Annotated in this window: 15 protein-coding genes; 6 read left to right on the top strand and 9 right to left on the bottom strand. The window is 62.7% G+C overall.

The features are described from left to right. Positions 1 to 315: 315 nt before the first annotated feature. The gene (locus E0L37_RS17350) at positions 316 to 1,581 is read left to right on the top strand and encodes an efflux RND transporter periplasmic adaptor subunit (protein WP_133492934.1); all 1,266 of its coding nucleotides are present in this window, start codon (positions 316 to 318) and stop codon (positions 1,579 to 1,581) included. Next, entirely contained in the window at positions 1,565 to 4,753 is a 3,189-nt protein-coding gene (locus E0L37_RS17345) for an efflux RND transporter permease subunit (RefSeq protein WP_133492933.1), read from the top strand. Before E0L37_RS17350 ends, E0L37_RS17345 begins: the two co-directional genes overlap by 17 nt. A gap of 116 nt (positions 4,754 to 4,869) precedes the next feature. Here E0L37_RS17345 and E0L37_RS17340 read toward each other — a convergent pair whose 3' ends face one another. From E0L37_RS17340 to E0L37_RS17300, 9 genes are all read right to left on the bottom strand, one after another. After that, the gene (locus tag E0L37_RS17340) at positions 4,870 to 5,799 is read right to left on the bottom strand and encodes a hypothetical protein (protein WP_133492932.1); all 930 of its coding nucleotides are present in this window, start codon (positions 5,797 to 5,799) and stop codon (positions 4,870 to 4,872) included. A gap of 26 nt (positions 5,800 to 5,825) precedes the next feature. Then, a complete protein-coding gene (locus tag E0L37_RS17335; protein WP_133492931.1) occupies positions 5,826 to 6,914 on the bottom strand; it encodes a hypothetical protein in 1,089 nt (362 codons plus the stop codon). Positions 6,915 to 6,925: 11 nt separating this feature from the next. After that, the gene (locus E0L37_RS17330; protein WP_133492930.1) at positions 6,926 to 8,530 is read right to left on the bottom strand and encodes a GH3 auxin-responsive promoter family protein; all 1,605 of its coding nucleotides are present in this window, start codon (positions 8,528 to 8,530) and stop codon (positions 6,926 to 6,928) included. 9 nt (positions 8,531 to 8,539) lie between these two features. Then, a complete protein-coding gene (locus E0L37_RS17325; RefSeq protein ID WP_133492929.1) occupies positions 8,540 to 9,313 on the bottom strand; it encodes a hypothetical protein in 774 nt (257 codons plus the stop codon). Positions 9,314 to 9,803: 490 nt separating this feature from the next. Further along, positions 9,804 to 10,046: a sulfurtransferase TusA gene (gene tusA / locus E0L37_RS17320; RefSeq protein ID WP_022994585.1), complete on the bottom strand. Its 243-nt coding sequence runs from the start codon at positions 10,044 to 10,046 to the stop codon at positions 9,804 to 9,806. Positions 10,047 to 10,063: 17 nt separating this feature from the next. Further along, positions 10,064 to 11,335 (bottom strand): MFS transporter, encoded by a 1,272-nt coding sequence (locus E0L37_RS17315; RefSeq protein WP_133492928.1) that lies wholly within the window; start codon positions 11,333 to 11,335, stop codon positions 10,064 to 10,066. Then, on the bottom strand, positions 11,325 to 12,365 hold the full coding sequence (rlmM, locus tag E0L37_RS17310; RefSeq protein WP_133492927.1) for a 23S rRNA (cytidine(2498)-2'-O)-methyltransferase RlmM: 1,041 nt from the start codon (positions 12,363 to 12,365) through the stop codon (positions 11,325 to 11,327). The genes E0L37_RS17315 and rlmM overlap by 11 nt, the downstream gene beginning before the upstream one ends. Positions 12,366 to 12,581: 216 nt before the next feature. Further along, positions 12,582 to 13,454, bottom strand: coding sequence for a formyltetrahydrofolate deformylase (purU, locus tag E0L37_RS17305; protein WP_133492926.1), 873 nt, complete (start codon positions 13,452 to 13,454; stop codon positions 12,582 to 12,584). Continuing rightward, positions 13,441 to 14,469 (bottom strand): AraC family transcriptional regulator, encoded by a 1,029-nt coding sequence (locus E0L37_RS17300; protein WP_133492925.1) that lies wholly within the window; start codon positions 14,467 to 14,469, stop codon positions 13,441 to 13,443. Before E0L37_RS17300 ends, purU begins: the two co-directional genes overlap by 14 nt. A gap of 239 nt (positions 14,470 to 14,708) precedes the next feature. Between E0L37_RS17300 and E0L37_RS17295 the strand changes: the two genes are divergently transcribed. The 4 genes from E0L37_RS17295 to E0L37_RS17280 are packed head-to-tail and all read left to right on the top strand — an operon-like array spanning position 14,709 to position 18,363. Next, complete coding sequence (locus E0L37_RS17295) at positions 14,709 to 15,359, top strand: TetR/AcrR family transcriptional regulator (protein WP_133492924.1); 651 nt, start codon at positions 14,709 to 14,711, stop codon at positions 15,357 to 15,359. Positions 15,360 to 15,363: 4 nt separating this feature from the next. Next, complete coding sequence (locus E0L37_RS17290; RefSeq protein ID WP_201303710.1) at positions 15,364 to 16,353, top strand: HlyD family secretion protein; 990 nt, start codon at positions 15,364 to 15,366, stop codon at positions 16,351 to 16,353. Continuing rightward, positions 16,343 to 17,278: an ABC transporter ATP-binding protein gene (locus E0L37_RS17285; RefSeq protein ID WP_133492923.1), complete on the top strand. Its 936-nt coding sequence runs from the start codon at positions 16,343 to 16,345 to the stop codon at positions 17,276 to 17,278. Before E0L37_RS17290 ends, E0L37_RS17285 begins: the two co-directional genes overlap by 11 nt. Continuing rightward, a complete protein-coding gene (locus E0L37_RS17280) occupies positions 17,275 to 18,363 on the top strand; it encodes an ABC transporter permease (protein WP_133492922.1) in 1,089 nt (362 codons plus the stop codon). The genes E0L37_RS17285 and E0L37_RS17280 overlap by 4 nt, the downstream gene beginning before the upstream one ends. The last annotated feature ends 228 nt before the right edge of the window (positions 18,364 to 18,591 follow it).

The raw sequence follows: 18,591 nt of genomic DNA, 5'->3' as shown, positions 1-18,591 counted from the left end.
CGCGACAGGTGGACCGCCGATGCCCCCGTGGCCGGCTCCGCCGACCACCGGTGGCCCTCGCCGGTTGAACGTGCTTTACGCCCCCTGCGACACCCTGTAGTTTTCCTACACCCGCTTACTCTCCCGGCTGTCAGACCGGTGACACCCAGCATGTGGCTTACTGGCGAGACGTCCGGGCCAGGCGGTCATATCCGCGCAAAACAGGAATGCTAGTCTGTCACTTTTATTGAACGAACCCGTGCTTGAACACGATGCCAGGGCGCCGGTGTGGCAAGGGAATCATCAACGGATTGATACGCGTCTAATCGGACTTTTATGAAAAAAACCACTCTCGTATTGATCGCCGCCGCCATGGTGCTCGGCGCCGTGGCCGTGGTGGCCATACTGGCGGCCATGCGCCCGCAACCGGAGGTGGAGGAGCGGCCGGCGATGGCGGAAATCGTCGATGTGCTGCCGATCGAAACCGCCCACAGCCAGTTTCAGCTGCGCTCCCAGGGGACCGTGCAACCGCGCATCGAAACCCAACTGGTGGCGGAGGTGTCCGGCAAGGTCATCCGCATCGCCGATGAGTTCGTCGCCGGCGGTTTGTTTCAGGCCGATCAGGTACTGATCGAAATAGACCCCAGCAATTATCGCAACACCCTCGCCCAGGCGCAGGCGGAATTAAAACGGCTGCGGGCGGCGCATCGCCTGGCCCGCCAACAGCTGGACCGGTTCGAGAATCTTTATCAGCGCAAGAACATATCGAAATCGGATCTGGAGCAGCGGCAATCGGAAGCGGAACAGACCCAGGCCGCGATCCAGTCACAGCAGGCCCTGGTTCAACAGGCGCAACGGGACCTGGAGCGGACTCGCATCCATCTCCCCTACGACGGCCTGGTCAAGGAACGCAGTGTGGACCTGGGGCAGTTCGTCGCCGCCGGCAATCCACTCGGTACCGCCTTCAGCGTCAAGGAGGCGGAAATACGGCTGCCGTTATCCCAGCAGGACAGCGCCTTCGTTGATCTGCCTCGCCCGGGCTATCGGCCGCCCTCGCTGCCCCAAGTGACCCTGCAAGCGCGGATCGGCGGCGAAACGGTAATCTGGCGCGGCGAAATCGTCCGTACCGAAGGGGTGGTCGATGAGCGCACCCGGCTGATCTACGCGGTGGCCCGGGTACAGGATCCGTACGATCTCGAAGGCGGCGACGAGCAGCCGCCACTGCCCATTGGCACCTTTGTCAGCGCCCGTATCCAGGGCCGCTCAGCCGAGGGACTGGTGGTGTTGCCACGAGTCGCCTTGCGTAACGGCGACCAGGTCTATGTGGCGGACAGCGACGACAAGCTCGCCATACGCCGGGTCCAGGTGGTACGCAGTACGCCGGAGCAGGTCTACACCAACGACGTGTTTCGACCCGGCGACCGCGCGGTGATCACCGCGATTCAGACACCGATACAGGGCATGGCCTTGAAAATCCGGGATCTGGACGCGGACCAGGACGACAGCGAGCCATCCGCCCCGGCACCGATGACGGCACCGGGGGAACACGGCGGCGCCGAGTCCGCTGACGATCAGGGAGCCTCGCATGTCGTCACCCCCTGATGCGGATCACCAGCAATCCGGTGCGCCACGGCTGAACGCTTACACCGGTCTGATCGCCTGGTTCACCCACAACCCGGTGGCCGCCAACCTGTTGATGGCGATCCTGATCATTGGTGGCGCCATCACCGCGTTCACCATCACCAAGGAAATCCAGCCGCAGGTGGAGACCAACTACGTCACCATCACGGTGCCCTACCTGGGGGCCACGCCCACGGATGTGGAACAGGGTGTGCTGATCAAGATCGAGGAAGCGATCCAGGACCTCGAAGGGATCAGGGAAATCGTCTCCATCGCCAGTGAAGGCAACGGTTCGGTGCAAGTGGAGGTGGCTCCGGATTACGACATCCGCGAGGTGATGGACAACATCAAGATGCGGGTGGATTCGATCACCACTTTCCCGGCGGAGACCGAGCGGCCGGTATACCAGCGCAACGTCTGGAGCACCGAGGTGATCTGGGTGGCGGTGTCCAGCGTCGACGTGGATGACCGCACCCTCAAGGAAGTGGCGCGGCGGGTGCGCGATGACATCACCGCCCTGCCCTCGGTGACCAAAACCGAACTGATCGGCGACCGCCCCTATGAGATCGGCATCGAGGTCAGCGAGGAAACCCTGCGCAATTACGGCCTGACGCTGACCGAAGTGGCGGACGCCGTGGGCCGCTCCTCCCTGGATTTGCCCGGCGGCCGCATCCAGGCCGCCGGCGGCGATATTCTGGTGCGCACCGTGGGCCAGGCCTACGTGGGCCGGGATTTCGAGGATATCGTGGTGCGCACCAACCCGGACGGCAGCCGGCTACTGCTCCGCGACATCGCTGATATCCGCGACGGCTTCGTCGAGGACAACTACTACCTGACCCACAACGGCCGCCCCGCCGTGGGCATCCGTGTACTGGCCCTGGGCGAACAGGACGCGCTGGCGCTTTCCCGGGAAGTCCGCGACTACGTGGACCGGATGCAGGAAAGTCTGCCCGACGGTGTCCAGGTAAACTGGATGATCGACGTGTCCTACTACCTGGAAGGCCGGCTCAACATGATGTCGGAAAACCTGTTGATGGGCGCGGTGCTGGTGTTCCTGATCCTGTCGTTGTTCCTGCGTCTGAAACTGGCGTTCTGGGTCATGGCCGGGCTGCTCACCGCCTTCCTCGGCACCCTGTTCACGCTGCCGCTGTTCGGCATCACCATCAATCTGATCAGTTTGTTCGCCTTTCTGGTGGTGCTCGGTATCGTCGTCGACGACGCCATCATTATCGGCGAATCCGCCTATACCCGGATTCAACGGGATGGCCACTCCACCAACAACGTGGTGCTGGGTGTGCTCGATGTGGCCGGCCCCGCCACCTTCGGCGTGCTCACCACCATGGCCGCGTTCCTGCCGATTCTGCTGGTCTCCGGTATCTGGGGGCAGTTTTTCGCCTCCATTGGCGGTGTGGTGGTGATCTGTCTGTTCTATTCGCTGATCGAATCAAAACTGATTCTGCCCGCCCATTTGGCGCACATGCGCGACGCTCCCGCGGAAACCTCAAAACCGAATCGGATGATCCGCTTCCAGCGGCGCTTCTCCGACGGCCTGTTCCGTTTCGTCGACAACACCTACCTGCCCCTGCTGCGGCGCATCCTGCGTCATCGTTATCTGGCACTGGCCGGCGCCCTTTCCGTGCTGATTCTGGCCGTGGGCCTGATTGTCGGCGGACTGTTGCGGGTGGTGTTCATTCCCGACCTGAGCGGCGACTTCGTTCAGGTGGAACTGGAAATGAACAAAGGCACGCCGGCCTACGTGACCCAGACCAACCTGGACACCATCGGCAAAGCGCTCACCGAAGTGGACCAGGAACTCCAGCAGGAATTGGGACTGAATGAGCCACTGGTGCGCACCCAGCTGGCCTGGACCGAAAGCGACACCACCGGCGGCATCGTGGTGGAATTGGTAAAGAGCGAGAACAGTCTGGTGTCGGTGCCGGAGCTGTCACGGCGCTGGCGGGAGAAAGTCGGCCGCATTCCCGGGGCCCGGACTTTCCACATAGGTGGCGAGGGCGGCCCCGACGACAACGATATCTCACTGGAACTGGTTGGCCAGAATCAGGCCCATCTGGAGGCAGCCAGCGCCGAACTGGAACAACGATTGCGGGACTACAACGGCGTTTACGACCTGCGTAATTCCCATGACAGCGGCGTGCGTGAAATCCAGCTCAGGATCAAACCGGAAGCGGAGCTGCTCGGGCTGAGCCAGCGGGATCTGGCACGGCAGGTGCGCCAGGCGTTCTACGGCGAGGAAGTGCAACGCATCCAGCGAGGCCAGGACGAAGTGAAAGTCATGGTTCGCTATCCCAGAGCGGAGCGACGGTCCGAGGGTTATCTGGAAGACATGCGCATTCGCACCGGCGACGGTCAGGCCGTGCCCTTCTCCGCCGTGGCCGATCTGGACATGGGCAGCAGCCCGGCCACCATCCGCCGCTTCGATCGTCAGCGTTCGATCAGCATCACCGCCCGGGTGGACAAAGCCGTGGCCGAACCCGGCCGCATCACCAAGGATCTGATCGAGCACCAGTTGCCGGACATTCTCAGCCATCATCCCGGCGTCAGTTATCGTGTCACCGGCGCCACCCGGGATCAGGAAAAGATGATGGTCGATCTGCTCTATGGCACCGGCCTGGCCCTGTTCCTGATTTATGCGCTGATGGCGATCCCGTTGAAGTCCTATGTGCAGCCGCTGATGATCATGTCGGTGATTCCGTTCGGCACCATCGGCGCGGCGGTCGGCCACCTGGTGCTGGGCATGCCCTTCAGCCTGCTGTCCATGTTCGGCATCGTCGCCCTGGCCGGGGTGGTGGTGAACGACAGTCTGATTCTGGTGGATTTCGTCAATCGCTACCGCCGCGATGGCGAGCCTCTGGTGGAAGCCGCGATCAAGGCGGCGCGGGCCCGGTTCCGGCCGATCATCCTGACGTCGCTGACCACCTTTCTGGGGCTGGTGCCGATCGTGTTCCTGGAATACAGCCTGCAGGCACAGGTGGTGAAACCGATGGCGGTATCACTGTCCTTCGGCATCGTCTTCGCCACTTTGATCACACTGGTATTGATTCCGACGCTCTATATGGTGATGGACGACGTAACCGGATTGTTCGCCGGCAAGCGCAAGAATGCGGAGCCGGAGAGTAACGAGAACGTGGCATAAGAGCCGGACGCCAATGATGAAAAACCGGGCCCGCCGCCCTCGCAAGCATTGAAAGCGTTCATTTATATCCGCAATGCTCCACGCCTCGATGTTCTAAAGCGTCCGGCGTCCGGCTTCTAGCGTCCAGCCCCCTCTTCCAACAAAAAATGACGCCACAGATTCAAACATTTTCGTGTGGCCAGACGCCCCGCCGTCAAAGAGGCGTCCACCCGCAGTGACAGGGTCAACCGGCCGTTGACGATAATGGCGCCATTAGCGACCGGGTGGTTGGGACTGCCCGGCCCGCATACCGCCAGGCAAGCGGAATCGGAAAAGCCGGCGGCGCCAAGATCGAGCCGCCAAACCCCCAGATTACTGAAGGAGCCGATATGACCGGGCCCCTCGAGCAGGCGCCGGCATAACCAATCCACCCCGCGCTCGCCAATCCAGCGGCCCACATGCGCCAGGTGCCAGAAACGCCAGTGCTGCTGCTGGCGCAACCTCTCGCGCAAAGTGGTGTACAGCGCCGCCACCGATTGCTCCGGTGCCACCGGCACATAGAAGCCACTGGACAGGTTCATGTCATCCCGGGCACGGCTCACCGCGCCACGCATGTTCACCGGATACAACCAGCTGCCGGTGGACGGCGTCTCCAACAGCGTTTCGCCTACCGCCCGATGCAGACGATGCAGCAATAAACTGTTCAACGAACCCTGCTCCTGCTTCGCCCGCGCCATGATCACCGCCGTGGCTTCGGGATCGAAACAGATGGTTTCCACCTGACCATGGGGTTCGGGCCCACGGAGACGGCGCCAGGGAAGCGGCTGTCCGGGCGGCGCGCCCTGAGCCCTCAACCATTGCCAGAGGGGCGGCGACGCGCTCTGGCGACTGCGAGGCACCGGTGGTAGAGGCACGCCCCATTGCCGCAACAACACCAGCAAGCCGCCGATGCCATCGTGATGCCGATGAGGAATCGAATAGTAGCGCTCGCCGACGCCATCCGGATCCATCACGGCGAAGTGGATAGCGTCGTCGATACCGCAGCGGCGCCGAGCCTGGTACCACATGCCGATATAATCTTTCTCCACCACCTTCATAGTCGGGCCACTTCCACGTAAGGGATCCGTTCCGGGTCCAGTCGCGGGCGCGGGTCTTCGCCATAGCTGACCAGATAATGGTCGCTGAGCAGAGTACGACGGCGAAGGCCACGCACCGCGTCGCGTAACGGGTCCTGGATGAAGAAGCCGCACACCACCGCCCCGTGATCACGATGATGGGCATGCAGGGCGTGCTCCAGCAGTGGCGCCAGCCATCGCGGGTCATTGTTCTCCGTCACCAGAGTGTGCAAGGTGACGAACGACAAACACTCGCCCGGCGCCGGCAGCCGCAAACCGCCATGCAGCGGACGGGTGACATTATGCAGCGGCCGCAACCACTGCAGAGCACCGCGATAGCCATTGACCCGCGTCTGTTTGATATCGCTTTGATTCCAGCTTCCCAATACGCCTTTGAGCGTCGTCCCCTGCCAGACACCGACCCAGTCGCCAAGACTCAGGCCGTGAAAGTAGGGAGAGAAATGCAGCTCACTCAGGTCCAGCCAGGGAAAAAACTGCTTGCGCGGCCCTTCCCGCTCCAGCAGCGCCAGCAGCGCGCCAAGATCGGCCCCGGTCATGGCGCGCACGGAAAGCCCCGTCGGTGCCTGGAAGCGACCAGGCCGTGTGTAAATCACGCTGGTTTCGATGGCGCCGAACGGATAATAGCGCGGCAGCCCGGCGCGGCCGCTGGCCACGGTGTTCCGCGACACGCCGTTATCGCGCAGGATCACCGTCTGCATCCACTCCTCCTGATGCAAAGTGGCTTTCAACGTGCGGAACAGGCGAAACAACAGACGGCTGCCCTGGTGCCGGGGGGCAATACGCAAATCGTGCGCATAGCGGATTGGCACGCAATCACCGTTCACCCACACCCGGCGACGGCCCACGTTGTACACCGCGCCCAGCTCCGGCGATGGCCCGTCACTTTCCGCCAACCAGACTTCCGGTTCTTCACAGGTAATGGCCGCGCCCCGAAAATAATCCGGGCGCCGTTCAAACGTCAGGGTCATCGCCCCAGGTTGTGGCGTGTTTTCCAGCAGCGCCAGAATCGCCGGGTTGTCCTGGCTGGTGGCTCTTCGAATACGCATGGGCCCCCTCCTCAGGCTGAAACCGGCGATGGCGCGAGGAAAGCCGGCGCGGTTCCCGGCCAGGCACGCAGGGCCTCGATCTTGATGTTGCCCTCGATCATGCCCTGGTCCCGGCAATGGCCCAGATAGCGTTCGCGCATGTCCGCCAGCACCACACACCGCAGCGGCGCCAACTGGTGCAGATTGCGTGCGAGACGATAATGAAAATGGCCACCAAGAGCCTGCTCCAGATGCTCGGCCAGCGACGCCACCGGCACTTGCGGCGACCCTTCCAATAGCGCCAGATAACCGGGTTTGCCATCGCCGGCGTCATCACAGGCCACCACGCCCACCGGCGTTACGCCGGGTGGCAACGGCGCCCGCGCGAAAGCCTCATTGACCACCTCGCCAGTCAGCTTCTCGCCGACCAGATCAACGGTGCCACGCCGCCCGAGGAAACGCAGGCAAGGCACGGTGCGCCAATGTTCGGTCACTTCCACCAAGTCATTGAGCCGGTAGCGCAGCAAGCCGCTGCCGGTACTCAGCAACGGCATCACCCGCTGCCCGGCTTCCAGCTCCCAGGGGGCATGGATGGCTCCGTCATCCGGATCCTGGAACTCATACACGTGGCTGCGATACGCCAGCGGGTAACGGCCCTGACAGGGAAAGGTCACCACCCCTTCGGTGGCCCACAGTCCCTTGCCCTGAAAATCCGCGTGCGGCAACAGCGCTTGCAGGCGCCGCGCCCAGGGCTCCGACGCGGCGGTATCCCAGGCACTGACCAGCGCCAGCGCCGGCCACAGCGCCAGGAAAAAATCCGCCGTCAGTTCACCGTCCCAGGCTCGCAGCAAAGCCGCCCCACGAGGACTGCGCGGACACCTGGACTCCGCCATCGCGGCCCGCCGCGCCCCCCAGTCACCACGGCTCAGCACTTGCGCCAGTTCCTCGCGCCACTTGGCCAGACCTTCCAGCAGGCCAATGCCGAAGGTCGGACTCCACACCGACAGCAGGCTCAGGCGGCTGTCGGCGACCAAGTGCGCCAGAGTGGCGAACAGGGAATCGTCGGAGGTACGGGCCAAAGCCACCGAGGACGGCACGCTCTGGGTGGCGCCGGCGATCAGCCGCTTGCCCCAGGACATCAGCGCCAGATCGTCATTCAATTCCTCGCCAAGAGACTGCCGCAGCGCGGTGGGCATCCAGGACAGCGACCAGTAGTGCCGGCCGCGCCGCAGCTTCGGATAACGATGATAAAGGTCCGCCAGCCAGGGGCCGATGGCGCCGTCCAGTTCACCGAGAAAGGCGCGACTGTACGGAATCCACTTGATCGCCGAGGTGGAACCGCTGGTGGGCTGGTAACGGGCGGTGGGCGAGGCGATCAGCGGATTGGCGCCCTCCCGTCTGCCCTGCTCCACCCGGAGGCGCCAGTCCTCATAGCTGGTAACCGGTAGTCGTTCGGCGAAACGCTCCCAGGACCAGTCCTCGCCGATCCCTTGCTCCCGCCCCACTGCTGACGCCGCCACCTGCCGCATCAACTGGCGATGACGGAATCGCTGGGTCTGTTCCAAATGGGAGAGCCCGGTACGGAAACGCCGCCCGGCGGGCAGCACCCCCAGATGCAATAGCCGTTGGCTGAGCATAACCTCTCCTTACTCGTAAGCCGCCGGGCGAACGGCCAAACGCAGACGGCGGGGCCGCTTACGCCAGAGTTTGGCCAGGTAGGCCTGCACCGTGCCGCGATCAAAGATGCCCACACAGGGCAGTTCGGTGCCCCGCTCCCAGGTGGGATTGCGCTCTTCGAAGAAGCGGATCTTGACGTTGCCGTCGCGCATTTCCTGGGAAATCGGTGCCACCGCGCCTTTGAGCGAGGAATAGTTGTCACCGAAGTCCAGCAACTTGCGCTCGGCACAATAGCTGTCGGAGTAGAGCTTCTCGCAGTAATGGTCGACGTATGCCGCCAGATCCTGATGCTCACCATCGGGATGGGGATAGTACCGATTGAAGTTATTGGCCAGCAGTAAGTAAGTCTTGTAGCCCTTGGAGATCAGCAGCCATACCAGCGTTCTTGTTGGCCGCTTCATTTTTTCCCGCACCATCCAGCGCAGGAAAGCAGTCTGCAGGGAGCGATCCCCCCAGTATTGTTTCTCAAGGATGGTATCACCACTGAAGACGCCGGTGGCGGCGCGCCCCCCGACGCTCATCGGCACGGTTTTCAATGTTGAAAAACCCACCACTTGCCGGTCCAGTGTCCGGCGTACCATGAAGACACCGCTCTTCTCCGACATATCCTTGACGAAGACCTCCAGGGACACGTTTTGATAGTACTTTTCGTAGAGTCCATACATCTCCTTCATGTCGATGAAGGAAATCCGCTCGATGGGCACGTAGCGTGTTTTCAACGTATTGCCGGTGTCACCCGCCATGTTCCTTCTCCATCCTTGATGATGTGTTTGGCCGCGCCATGGCACGGCGATTCCCGTCCGGCAGAAACCGGAACCATGGTCCCTGTTTGGCGTTGCTTATCTGATGTTATGTTCGGCGTTATAAGCGGCTTGCATCCCGAGCGTCACCGTCTTCCCGGTGTCACGGTTATCGTTCTAACCGATTCGTCTGAACAATCGATGACAGCATCTAGCCAGGACAGGAAAGAGAAAACAAGTGCGATGTCATGAAATAGGAACTGGGCCCTGGAAATCGCGCAAAGCACTATTTTTTATGAGGTTATTCGTTGTCGATGATGTCTTTGATTCAACAAAGAACAACAAAAAATTCATTGAAATGAAGGAAAGATTCGGAGAGGAATCGCGTTTGAAAAAGGACAGGAAAGGACACAAAAGCATTCGCTGGCAAGCCAGTTTCCCACAGGGGGCTCTAAGAGGCTGTGGGAAGCTGGCTTGCCAGCGAAATTCCGCCTCAGCGCTTCTTCTCGATCCAATAAAGGAACAGCTCGCCATCCTGCCGCCGGGCCAACAGAGTGTGGCCCAGGAACTGGCAAAACTTGGGGATATCCCGTTCGGTGGAGGGATCTGTGGCGCGGACTTCCAATACCTCGCCCGGCGCCATGTCACGCACTTTGCTGTGCAGCAACATCACCGGCTCCGGGCATAGCAGACCGGTGGCGTCGAGGTGGTGCTGGGCGTCAATGGCGTCGGACATGGTGTTTCCGCGAAGGGTCAGGAGTGATCGGGCGCGCCAGTATAACGCCCTGCCGCGCCGGGCCCAAGCGGCGGGCGCCAGGCCAGGGCCAGCAAGGCCACCGCGCAGCCCAACAGCGCCGCCAGCAGGAAATGACCAGCGTAGCCGAAATAGCCGGCGCTGAATCCGCTGACCAACGTGAACATCCCCACCGCCATCAGTTGCAATGACGCTTGCAGCGTGTAGTCACCACCTTCCGAGCCCGACCGGCAGTAAGCCATCATCACCACGAACAAGACCACCGTGGAGGCACCGTCCGCCGCCTGTTCAAACAGGGAGACCATCCATATCAACGGCGTCGCGGCATCAGCCCGCGCCACCCACCACCAGCCCACGAACGCCAGCCCCTGCCCCAGGCCCAGCCCCACCAGGGCACGCCGGTAATCCCAGCGGCGCATCAGCACGCCGGCCAGCAAGGCACCGAGCAGCCCCACCAGAGAGGCCACCAGATCGAGCCGTCCGATGGCGGCCAGTGTCCAGCCTTGATCCACCAGATAGGGCTTGATCATGCGGCTACCAAACCCGTCACCCACCTTGTAACCAAGCAGGATCACAGCCCAGGGCAGCAGCCCCGGCCGCCACCAGAAGCCACGCGACCGCCGCCACCACCACCGCACGCCACGGCGCCGTGGAAACGACGCCGCGGCCTCCGCCGGCTCCGGGAAACGCAGAATCCCAATCAACAGCACGCCAATCATGATGGTCAGCAACCACAATGAACCGCGCCAGCCAATCAGGTCGTTGGCGATCAGAAACAGACCACCACTGAGAATCAGCCCGACCTTGTAACCGGACACCTGGATGCCGTTGCCCAGGCCGTACAGATCACCCCGCAACCAGCGTACCGCCAGGCCATCGGCGGCCACGTCCTGAGTCGCACTGGCCAGATTGATCAGAAACAGGATCAACAGCAGAACCGGAAACGCCTCACCAAACCAAAGCGGGCGCTCCAACAACGACAGCACCAGCAACAGCGCCATCACCAGCACTTGCGCCGCCGCCACCCAACGCAGGCGGTGACCGGCGCGGGCACCGGCCATCGGATCCACCCAGGGTGCCCACAGGAACTTCAGCGCCCAGGGCAACGCCGCCAGGGCCAGCAGACCGATCCATTCGGTGGACAGCCCCGCTTCCCGGGCCAGCGCCGGTACCGCCTTGGCCAATAAACCGGACGGCAGGCCTTGCAGAAAATAGAGTCCGGCCAGAGTCAGCAGTACGTATGCCGGGGCCGGACCGCGCTCAGGGGGCACGAGTATCCACCCAGACGGTGATTTCCTCGCGGTCGTAGTACAGATGCGCGGCGTTGATACGGGCGGCCAGGCCCTGTTTTTCCATGCCCTCCGCCAATCGCTCCAACAGCACCCGCGACTCACGATAACGGCGCGCCATCGGCAATTTCAGATTGAACAAGGCGGTCCGGGCCCAGCCCTGGGTCAGCCATTTCAACATCAGTGATTGCGTGCGGGCCGGTTTGTCCACCACATCGCAAACCACCAGGTCCACCGGTCGCTCCGGGCGCCAGGTGAAGGCGTCGGCGGAAACGTGACGCACCGGGTATTCCTCCAGCAGGCGGGTATCGAGGCGACCATGGTCGATACCGGTGACCTTGATGCCCAGGCGCGCCAGCTGCCAGCTCCAACCGCCGGGCGCCGCGCCAAGGTCCACCGCGGTGTGCAGCCCCTCCGGCCGGCCGCGCCCGAGGAAACGCAGCATTGCTTCTTCCAGCTTCAGTGCCGACCGGCTTGGCGCCTCCGGCGCCAGCCGCAGCCGTCGAATACCCCCTTCGGGCAACGGCAGCCGGGCCGGGCTGACGCCAATATAGCCATGGCGGGAATCGTCGAAATACAGATGCAGACGTCGACTGGAATTTGCGCGCAGCACGCCTTCCTTACGCAGACGCGGCTCCAGCGCCTTGCGGAAGCCACGCAGGAAGCCGGCCAGTTCACGGCGGTCATTGGTGTCCGCGTGTTCCAGATACAGCTCCGTGTAAGGGCCGTTACGTTTTAACTCCGGCCACAGGGCACCGATGCGATCCCGCTCCGGCAAATCATCGAACGCCGCCACCAGCGGATAGAAGGTCCGCGCGAAAATCAGCCCGCTTTCCAGAATCGGAGCCGGGTCCCCTTGCAGGTTTTCCCAGAACACGGAGCCACTGCCCGGCTGTGTCCGCGGGTAACCGGCGGCGCCCAGATCGGCGGCCCGATCCGACAACTCCGCCGCCAGATCCGACTCGAACCCGGGCCGGCACAAGGCGAGGTAACGTTGTGGTTGCTCAGCCATAAACCCTCGGGGGAAAGTTGACAGTTGATAGTGGACAGTTGACAGCGGAAAAACAGGAACAGGCGATCTTTAGCCGATGTGGGAGCTTGCCTGCAAGCGAATGAGGTTCGCTCGGCACTTGGCAATATTCGCTTGCAAGCAAGCTCCCACAGAAAACACAGGAAGTGACTTTTTCCTTCCGCTGTCAACTGTCCACTATCAACTGTCAATTTGTTCTTACTTAACGAACACCACCGTCTTGTTGCCGTCGACGATGACCCGGTCCTCCAGGTGCCAGCGTACCGCGCGCTGCATTACCTGGCGTTCCACGTCCTGCCCCAGGGCGCGCAACTCCCTGGCCGAATGGCGGTGGGAGACGCGTTGTACGTTCTGCTCGATGATCGGCCCCTGGTCCAGATCCTCGGTGACGTAGTGACTGGTGGCGCCGATCAGCTTGACGCCCCGGTCCCAGGCCTGCTGGTAAGGGTTGGCGCCGACGAAGGCCGGCAGGAAAGAATGGTGAATATTGATGATGCGATGGGGATGCCGGGCGACGAACTCCGGGCTGAGAATCTGCATGTAGCGGGCCAGCACGATCACATCCACCTGGCCTTCCAGCAATTCCAGCGCCCGGGCCTCGGCTTCCGCCTTGTTTTCCCGGGTCACCGGAATGTGATGATAGGGAATGTCGAAGCGCTCCACCTCGTCGCGCAGATCGTCGTGGTTGCTAATCACCATGGTGATGTCGGCGGACAGATCATCCCTCGAGACCCGCCACAGCAAGTCCATGAGCACGTGGTCATGACGGGACACCAGGATCGCCATGCGCTTCTTCTCGGCGGCGTAGCTGATGTGCCACTGCATGCCGTACCGTTCCGCCACCCGCTTGCGGAAATTATTTTCCAGGGCATCCCGCGAGCAATCCAGATCCGGAGTCTGGAATTCCAGGCGCAAAAAGAAAGTACCGTCCTGGGTATCGCTGGAGTGCTGATCCAGATCGGTGATATTGGCGCCATGGTTATAGAAGAAGGTGGAAACCGCGCTGATGATGCCGGGCTGGTCCGGACAGGTCACCAGCAACCGCGCGGTGGCGGCGTCAGGGGTGCTCATTCGTTTCTCCAAAGTGGGTCCGCCGGTACGCCGACGGGGTCATGTTGGTCCATTTCTTGAACGCCCGGTGGAACGAGCTGGCTTCACTGAAGCCCATCAACAGGGCGATTTCGTCAATACTGAGTTCCGCCTTGGACAGGTAGTACACCGAGGCGTCCTTGCGGATCGAATCCTTGATTTCCTGGTAACTGGTGTTGTCGTCCTTGAGACGGCGGCGCAGGGTCTGCGGTGTCATCTCCAGGCGCCGGCAGACTTCACCGAAGTCCGGAAAATGGCCATCGTAGCTCTCCGACAGCAAACCACGGATACGCGCCGGCAGCCCCACATTATGCACGTTGCCTTCGAACAACTGAGCCAGAGACTCACGCAGGAAATGGGACAACGACAGCTCGTTTCTCACCAAGGGCAGGTCCAGGTAGTGGGCGGGAAACACCACCTGATTAACGCCGCTATTGTAGTAAGTCGGACAGTTGAACATGAAACGGTGTTCATCGTCTTCCTTGAGCGGCTGATAATCCAGGTAGACCGCCTGGGGCTCCACCACCTTGCCCACCAGCCAGCTCATGAAGCGCAGGCTGAGAAACAGCATGGCATCGATGATCACGTCACGAAAATCCAGGCGCGGATCGACTTCGGTGATCAGCCGGGCCTGGTCACCCTCGCGCCGCAGCCAGGTGCGCACGTTGAGATCGAACAACGCATAAAAACGGATCCCCCGGCGTACCGCCGCCTCCAGAGTGGGACAATTGATCACCGCATGAGCCATCATCGAGAAGGTGCCGGGCTTGGACTTGCGGCCCTGGCCGAAGCCAAGAAACTCGTCCTGGGTCTGTTCCATCACCAGCAGCATCAGCCGGATAAAGGTGTCCCGTTCGATACGGGCGTCCGGCTGCTCCAGAACGCGCCGCTCGATGCCGCACTGATCCAGCAGTTCGGGGATGCTCACGCCGCTGCGCGCCGCCCCCTGCAGCACCTTGACCACTCGCCGCACATTGATGGTTCTTCGTTGATTCATCCGCGATCCTGAACGTGGGGACGACGGCTTGCGCGGCGGCGAAAAAGCCGCCTGCCCCGGCCATCCCCCGGGAAAGGCCCAATGATAAATAAAAGCGCCGGCGATTGGCATGGTGATACCGCCAATCCAGACTGTCGGCGCCGTCGACGCCCATGCCGATCGGTGAAATTTTCCATGGGGCTGGTAATTAAATTAATTATTAATTAAATTGCCGAATACCGTTATCAGAGAGAGTCACCATGAGCCCTCCCCGTGGCCGCCGGCCCGGGCGCCCGGAAACCGGAACCGGTCCCGATCAGCGCTCACAACTGCTGGATGTGGCGGTGCGACAGTTCAGCGAACACGGCATCAGCGGCACCCCGTTAAGCCGTATCGCCCGCGAAGCACGCGTTACCCCGGCATTGATGCACTACTACTTCGGCAACAAGGATCAGTTGGTGGAGGCGGTAGTGCGGGAACGCCTGTTGGCGCTGATCGCCCCCGCCCTTGACAGCATCACCGAACACGCCCCGGACGACGGCGCCGGCCAGATTCTCGACCGCTTCGTTGTGACAATACTGGAAACCGTGTCGGGTGCCTCCTGGCTTCCCCCACTGTGGGTACGGGAAGTGCTGACCGAAGGCGGCCAATTGCGCGAAATGCTGGTGCGGGAAGTGGCACCACGAGTCGCCGGCACCATCACCGATGCGATCGAACGGGATCAACGGCGAGGCCTGCTGAACCCGGATATCGAACCGCGCCTGGTACCAATATCGTTGATCGGCCTGACGATCTTCGCCCTTGCCACCCGCTCGCTGTGGTCCCGTTTTCCGGGCAACCAGAACATCGACACCGCCACCCTGATCCGCCATGTGCGCGCCTTGCTGCACGGCGGTCTGACCGGAGGATAAAGGCGTGAAAGCAATCCGCGACCACTCCGCTCCCATCACGCATTACGCTGTCGTCACCACCTTATTGCTGCTGCTCTCCGGCTGCGGCGACCAACCCGAGCCCCTGCTCGGCACTATCGAATGGGACCGCGTGGCGATCCTGGCCGAAGCCTCCGAACCGGTCATCGAACTGGCCGTGCGGGAAGGTCAGGCGGTGACCGCCGGCCAGCGTTTGCTGCGCCTGGACCCGACCCGGGTGCAGGCACGGCTGGACGCGGCGCGGGCGGACCTGGCCGGGCAACAGGCCCGGCTTGCCGAGCTGGAAAGCGGCCCGAGGCAGGAAACCATCGACGCCAACCGTGCCGAACTTGCCCAGGCGCGCAGCGAACACGCCCTGGCGCGGCAGGATCTGCGGCGGACACAAACGCTGTTCGAACGGGGCAGCGTGGCTCGCGCCGATCTGGACGACGCCCGTACCCGAGTGAGCAGTCTCGGCGCTCAGGTGGACGCCCGTCAGGCACGGCTGGACGAACTGCTCGCCGGCACCCGCCCGGAACAGTTGGATCAGGCGCGTGCCGCCTTGTTGGCGGCACAGGCGGCCGTGGCGGAGTTACAGCGCCAGCGGCAACGTCTGGACGCAGTGGCCCCCACCACCGGCCGGGTGGATGCCCTGCCCCACCGGCTCGGCGATCAACCCGCCCAGGGCGCGGTGCTGGTCAGCCTGCTCGGTGGCGACGCGCCTTACGCGCGGGTCTATATCCCGGAACCCCGGCGGGCGGCGATCCGGCCCGGCGATCGCTTCCGTGTCGCCGTGGACGGCATCGACACGCCCTTCGACGCCGAGGTGCGCGGCATCCGTCAGGACCCGGCCTTCACCCCCTACTACGCGCTCAGCGGTGACGATGCCGCCCGGCTGTCCTATATGGCGGAGTTGACGCTGCTCGGAGACGCCGCCCGCGAGTTGCCGGCGGGCGTCCCCTGTCAGGTCTGGCCAGAGCAAGACGATGAGCACTGACAACGCCATCGAGACCCATGATCTGACCCGCCGGTTCGGCGACTTCACCGCCGTCGATCACCTGGATCTCAGTGTGCCGCGCGGCCAGGTCTACGGCTTTCTCGGCCCCAATGGCTGCGGCAAGTCCACCACCATCCGCATGCTCTGCGGCCTGCTGTTACCCAGTGAGGGCGATATCCGCGTGCTCGACCTGGACATCCCGAAACACGCCGAAGCGCTGAAACGCCGGGCCGGTTACATGACACAAACGTTCTCGCTGTACCGCGATCTGACCGTGCGCGAGAACCTGGAGTTCGTTGCCCGGCTGTTCGGACTGAGCCGCTCGCATACCCGCCAGCGGGTGGAAGAACTCTGCCATCGCTATCATCTGGAAGAGCTGACCGGCCAGTTGGCGGGCACGCTCAGTGGCGGCCAGAAACAGCGCCTGGCCCTGGCCACCGCGGTACTGAACCGGCCGGAACTGTTGTTCCTGGACGAGCCCACCAGTGCCGTGGACCCGCAATCGCGGCGGGATTTCTGGGACGAGCTGTTCGCCCTCACCGACGCCGGCACCACGCTGCTGGTCTCCACCCATTACATGGATGAGGCGGAACGTTGCCACCAACTGGCTATCCTGCAACGAGGCAGGCTGATGGCTCAGGGCAGCCCCGAGCGACTGAAAGCCGAGGTCGGCGCGACGCCCTTGCTGGTGGTAACGGCAACGCCGAGAAAGGCCCAGACGGTATTGCAAACATTGGACGGCGTGCGGTCCTGCGCGCAAATCGGCGCCAGCCTGCGGGTGCTGGTCTCGTCCCCGGATCAGTTACCAGCGGTACGTGACGCTCTGCATAAGGAGGGCATCGAAGGCGAGGTGGACTACACCGGGGTCAATCTCGAAGATGTCTTCGTCGCCGCCACCCACCGCCACACGGAGGGAGCATCGTGAGCGATCGTTTCAGCCTTGCGCGCCTGCTCGCGGTGGTGATCAAGGAACTGCGGCAGCTGCGCCGGGACCGCCTCACCTACGGCATGATCATCGGCATTCCCACCCTGCAGCTGATCCTGTTCGGCTACGCCATCAATATGGATGTGCGCCACCTGCCCGCCGCCGTGGTGGATCAGGCCCAAACACAAACAAGCCGGCGGGTGGTGGCGGAACTACAGCAATCACGAGTGTTCAATTTCAATCGCGCCGTGCCTCATCCGGCCACCGGCGAGGCCCTGTTGCGACGGGGAGAAGTGAAAGCGGTGCTGATCATTCCGTCGGATTTCGAGCGCCGCCGGCAAGGTCAACGACCGCCGTTGCAACTGATCGTCGACGGTTCCGACCAGGTAGTGCAACAAGCCGCCCGCCAAATCGCCCAATTCCCTTTGCGCGGCGCCACCAGCACGGCTTCGGTGGAAGTGCTGCCCTACTACAATCCGCACCGCAACGCGCCGCTGAACACCGTGCCCGGGCTGATCGGCGTGATCCTGACCATGACCATGGTCATGTTCACCGCCATCGCGCTGGTGCGGGAACGGGAACAGGGCAACCTGGAATTCCTCATCACCACGCCGCTGTCCTCGGCGGAGCTGACCCTGGGAAAGGTACTGCCCTTCATCGCCATCGGCCTGATTCAGACCTCGCTGGTGCTGCTGCTGGGAAAGTGGATTTTCCAGGTGCCGGTGCGGGGCTCGCCGCTTGAACTCTATCTGGCGGCTTTGCTGTTCATCATCGCCAGCCTGGCGCTGGGTATCTTTATTTCCACCCTGGTGCGCAGTCAGTTCCAGGCGATCCAGGCGGCGATCTTCACGTTTCTGCCGCAGATTCTGCTATCCGGCTTCATGTTTCCCTATGAAGGCATGCCCAAGGCCGCTCAATGGATCGCCGAGGTGCTGCCGCTAACCCATTTCATCCGCCTGGCACGGGGCATCATGCTGCGCGGCGCCGGACTCAGCGATCTGTGGCCGGAGTTATTGGCCCTGGCCGCCTTCGCCCTGGTCCTGCTGGTTGTCGCGGTGACGCGGGTGCATAAACGGCTGGATTGAATGCCACGCCCTGGCTGGTACACCAGGGCAACATTCTGTGGCAGCCAACCCCGCTGGCGAATTTTTCCATCGTTCGGAAGGGCTCATTCGCCAGCAGGCTGGCTTGTATGGTTTCCCGGCAAGTCTTAGAAGGAGAAGACTTGTCGGGGTGGAGGGACCAGGCTGGCTTCTGACCCTAGGGTACAGACTGTGGGAGATATGGCCCCACCCCGCACCTTCAAACGCCGA

This window comes from Alcanivorax sp. 24, assembly GCF_004360225.1.
GTDB lineage: Bacteria > Pseudomonadota > Gammaproteobacteria > Pseudomonadales > Alcanivoracaceae > Alloalcanivorax > Alloalcanivorax xiamenensis.
The sequence above is the reverse complement of the archived record's forward strand: the minus strand, read 5'-3'. Positions and strand labels throughout refer to the sequence as shown.

Coding starts and splice junctions, on each gene's coding strand:
- E0L37_RS17335 (WP_133492931.1), bottom strand. CDS start 6,914: ATGCGTATTCGAAGAGCCACCAGCCAGGACAACCCGGCGATTCTGGCG.
- E0L37_RS17330 (WP_133492930.1), bottom strand. CDS start 8,530: ATGCTCAGCCAACGGCTATTGCATCTGGGGGTGCTGCCCGCCGGGCGG.
- purU (WP_133492926.1), bottom strand. CDS start 13,454: ATGAGCACCCCTGACGCCGCCACCGCGCGGTTGCTGGTGACCTGTCCG.
- E0L37_RS17350 (WP_133492934.1), top strand. CDS start 316: ATGAAAAAAACCACTCTCGTATTGATCGCCGCCGCCATGGTGCTCGGC.
- tusA (WP_022994585.1), bottom strand. CDS start 10,046: ATGTCCGACGCCATTGACGCCCAGCACCACCTCGACGCCACCGGTCTG.
- E0L37_RS17340 (WP_133492932.1), bottom strand. CDS start 5,799: ATGTGGTACCAGGCTCGGCGCCGCTGCGGTATCGACGACGCTATCCAC.
- E0L37_RS17345 (WP_133492933.1), top strand. CDS start 1,565: ATGTCGTCACCCCCTGATGCGGATCACCAGCAATCCGGTGCGCCACGG.
- E0L37_RS17300 (WP_133492925.1), bottom strand. CDS start 14,469: ATGAATCAACGAAGAACCATCAATGTGCGGCGAGTGGTCAAGGTGCTG.
- E0L37_RS17285 (WP_133492923.1), top strand. CDS start 16,343: ATGAGCACTGACAACGCCATCGAGACCCATGATCTGACCCGCCGGTTC.
- rlmM (WP_133492927.1), bottom strand. CDS start 12,365: ATGGCTGAGCAACCACAACGTTACCTCGCCTTGTGCCGGCCCGGGTTC.
- E0L37_RS17325 (WP_133492929.1), bottom strand. CDS start 9,313: ATGGCGGGTGACACCGGCAATACGTTGAAAACACGCTACGTGCCCATC.
- E0L37_RS17295 (WP_133492924.1), top strand. CDS start 14,709: ATGAGCCCTCCCCGTGGCCGCCGGCCCGGGCGCCCGGAAACCGGAACC.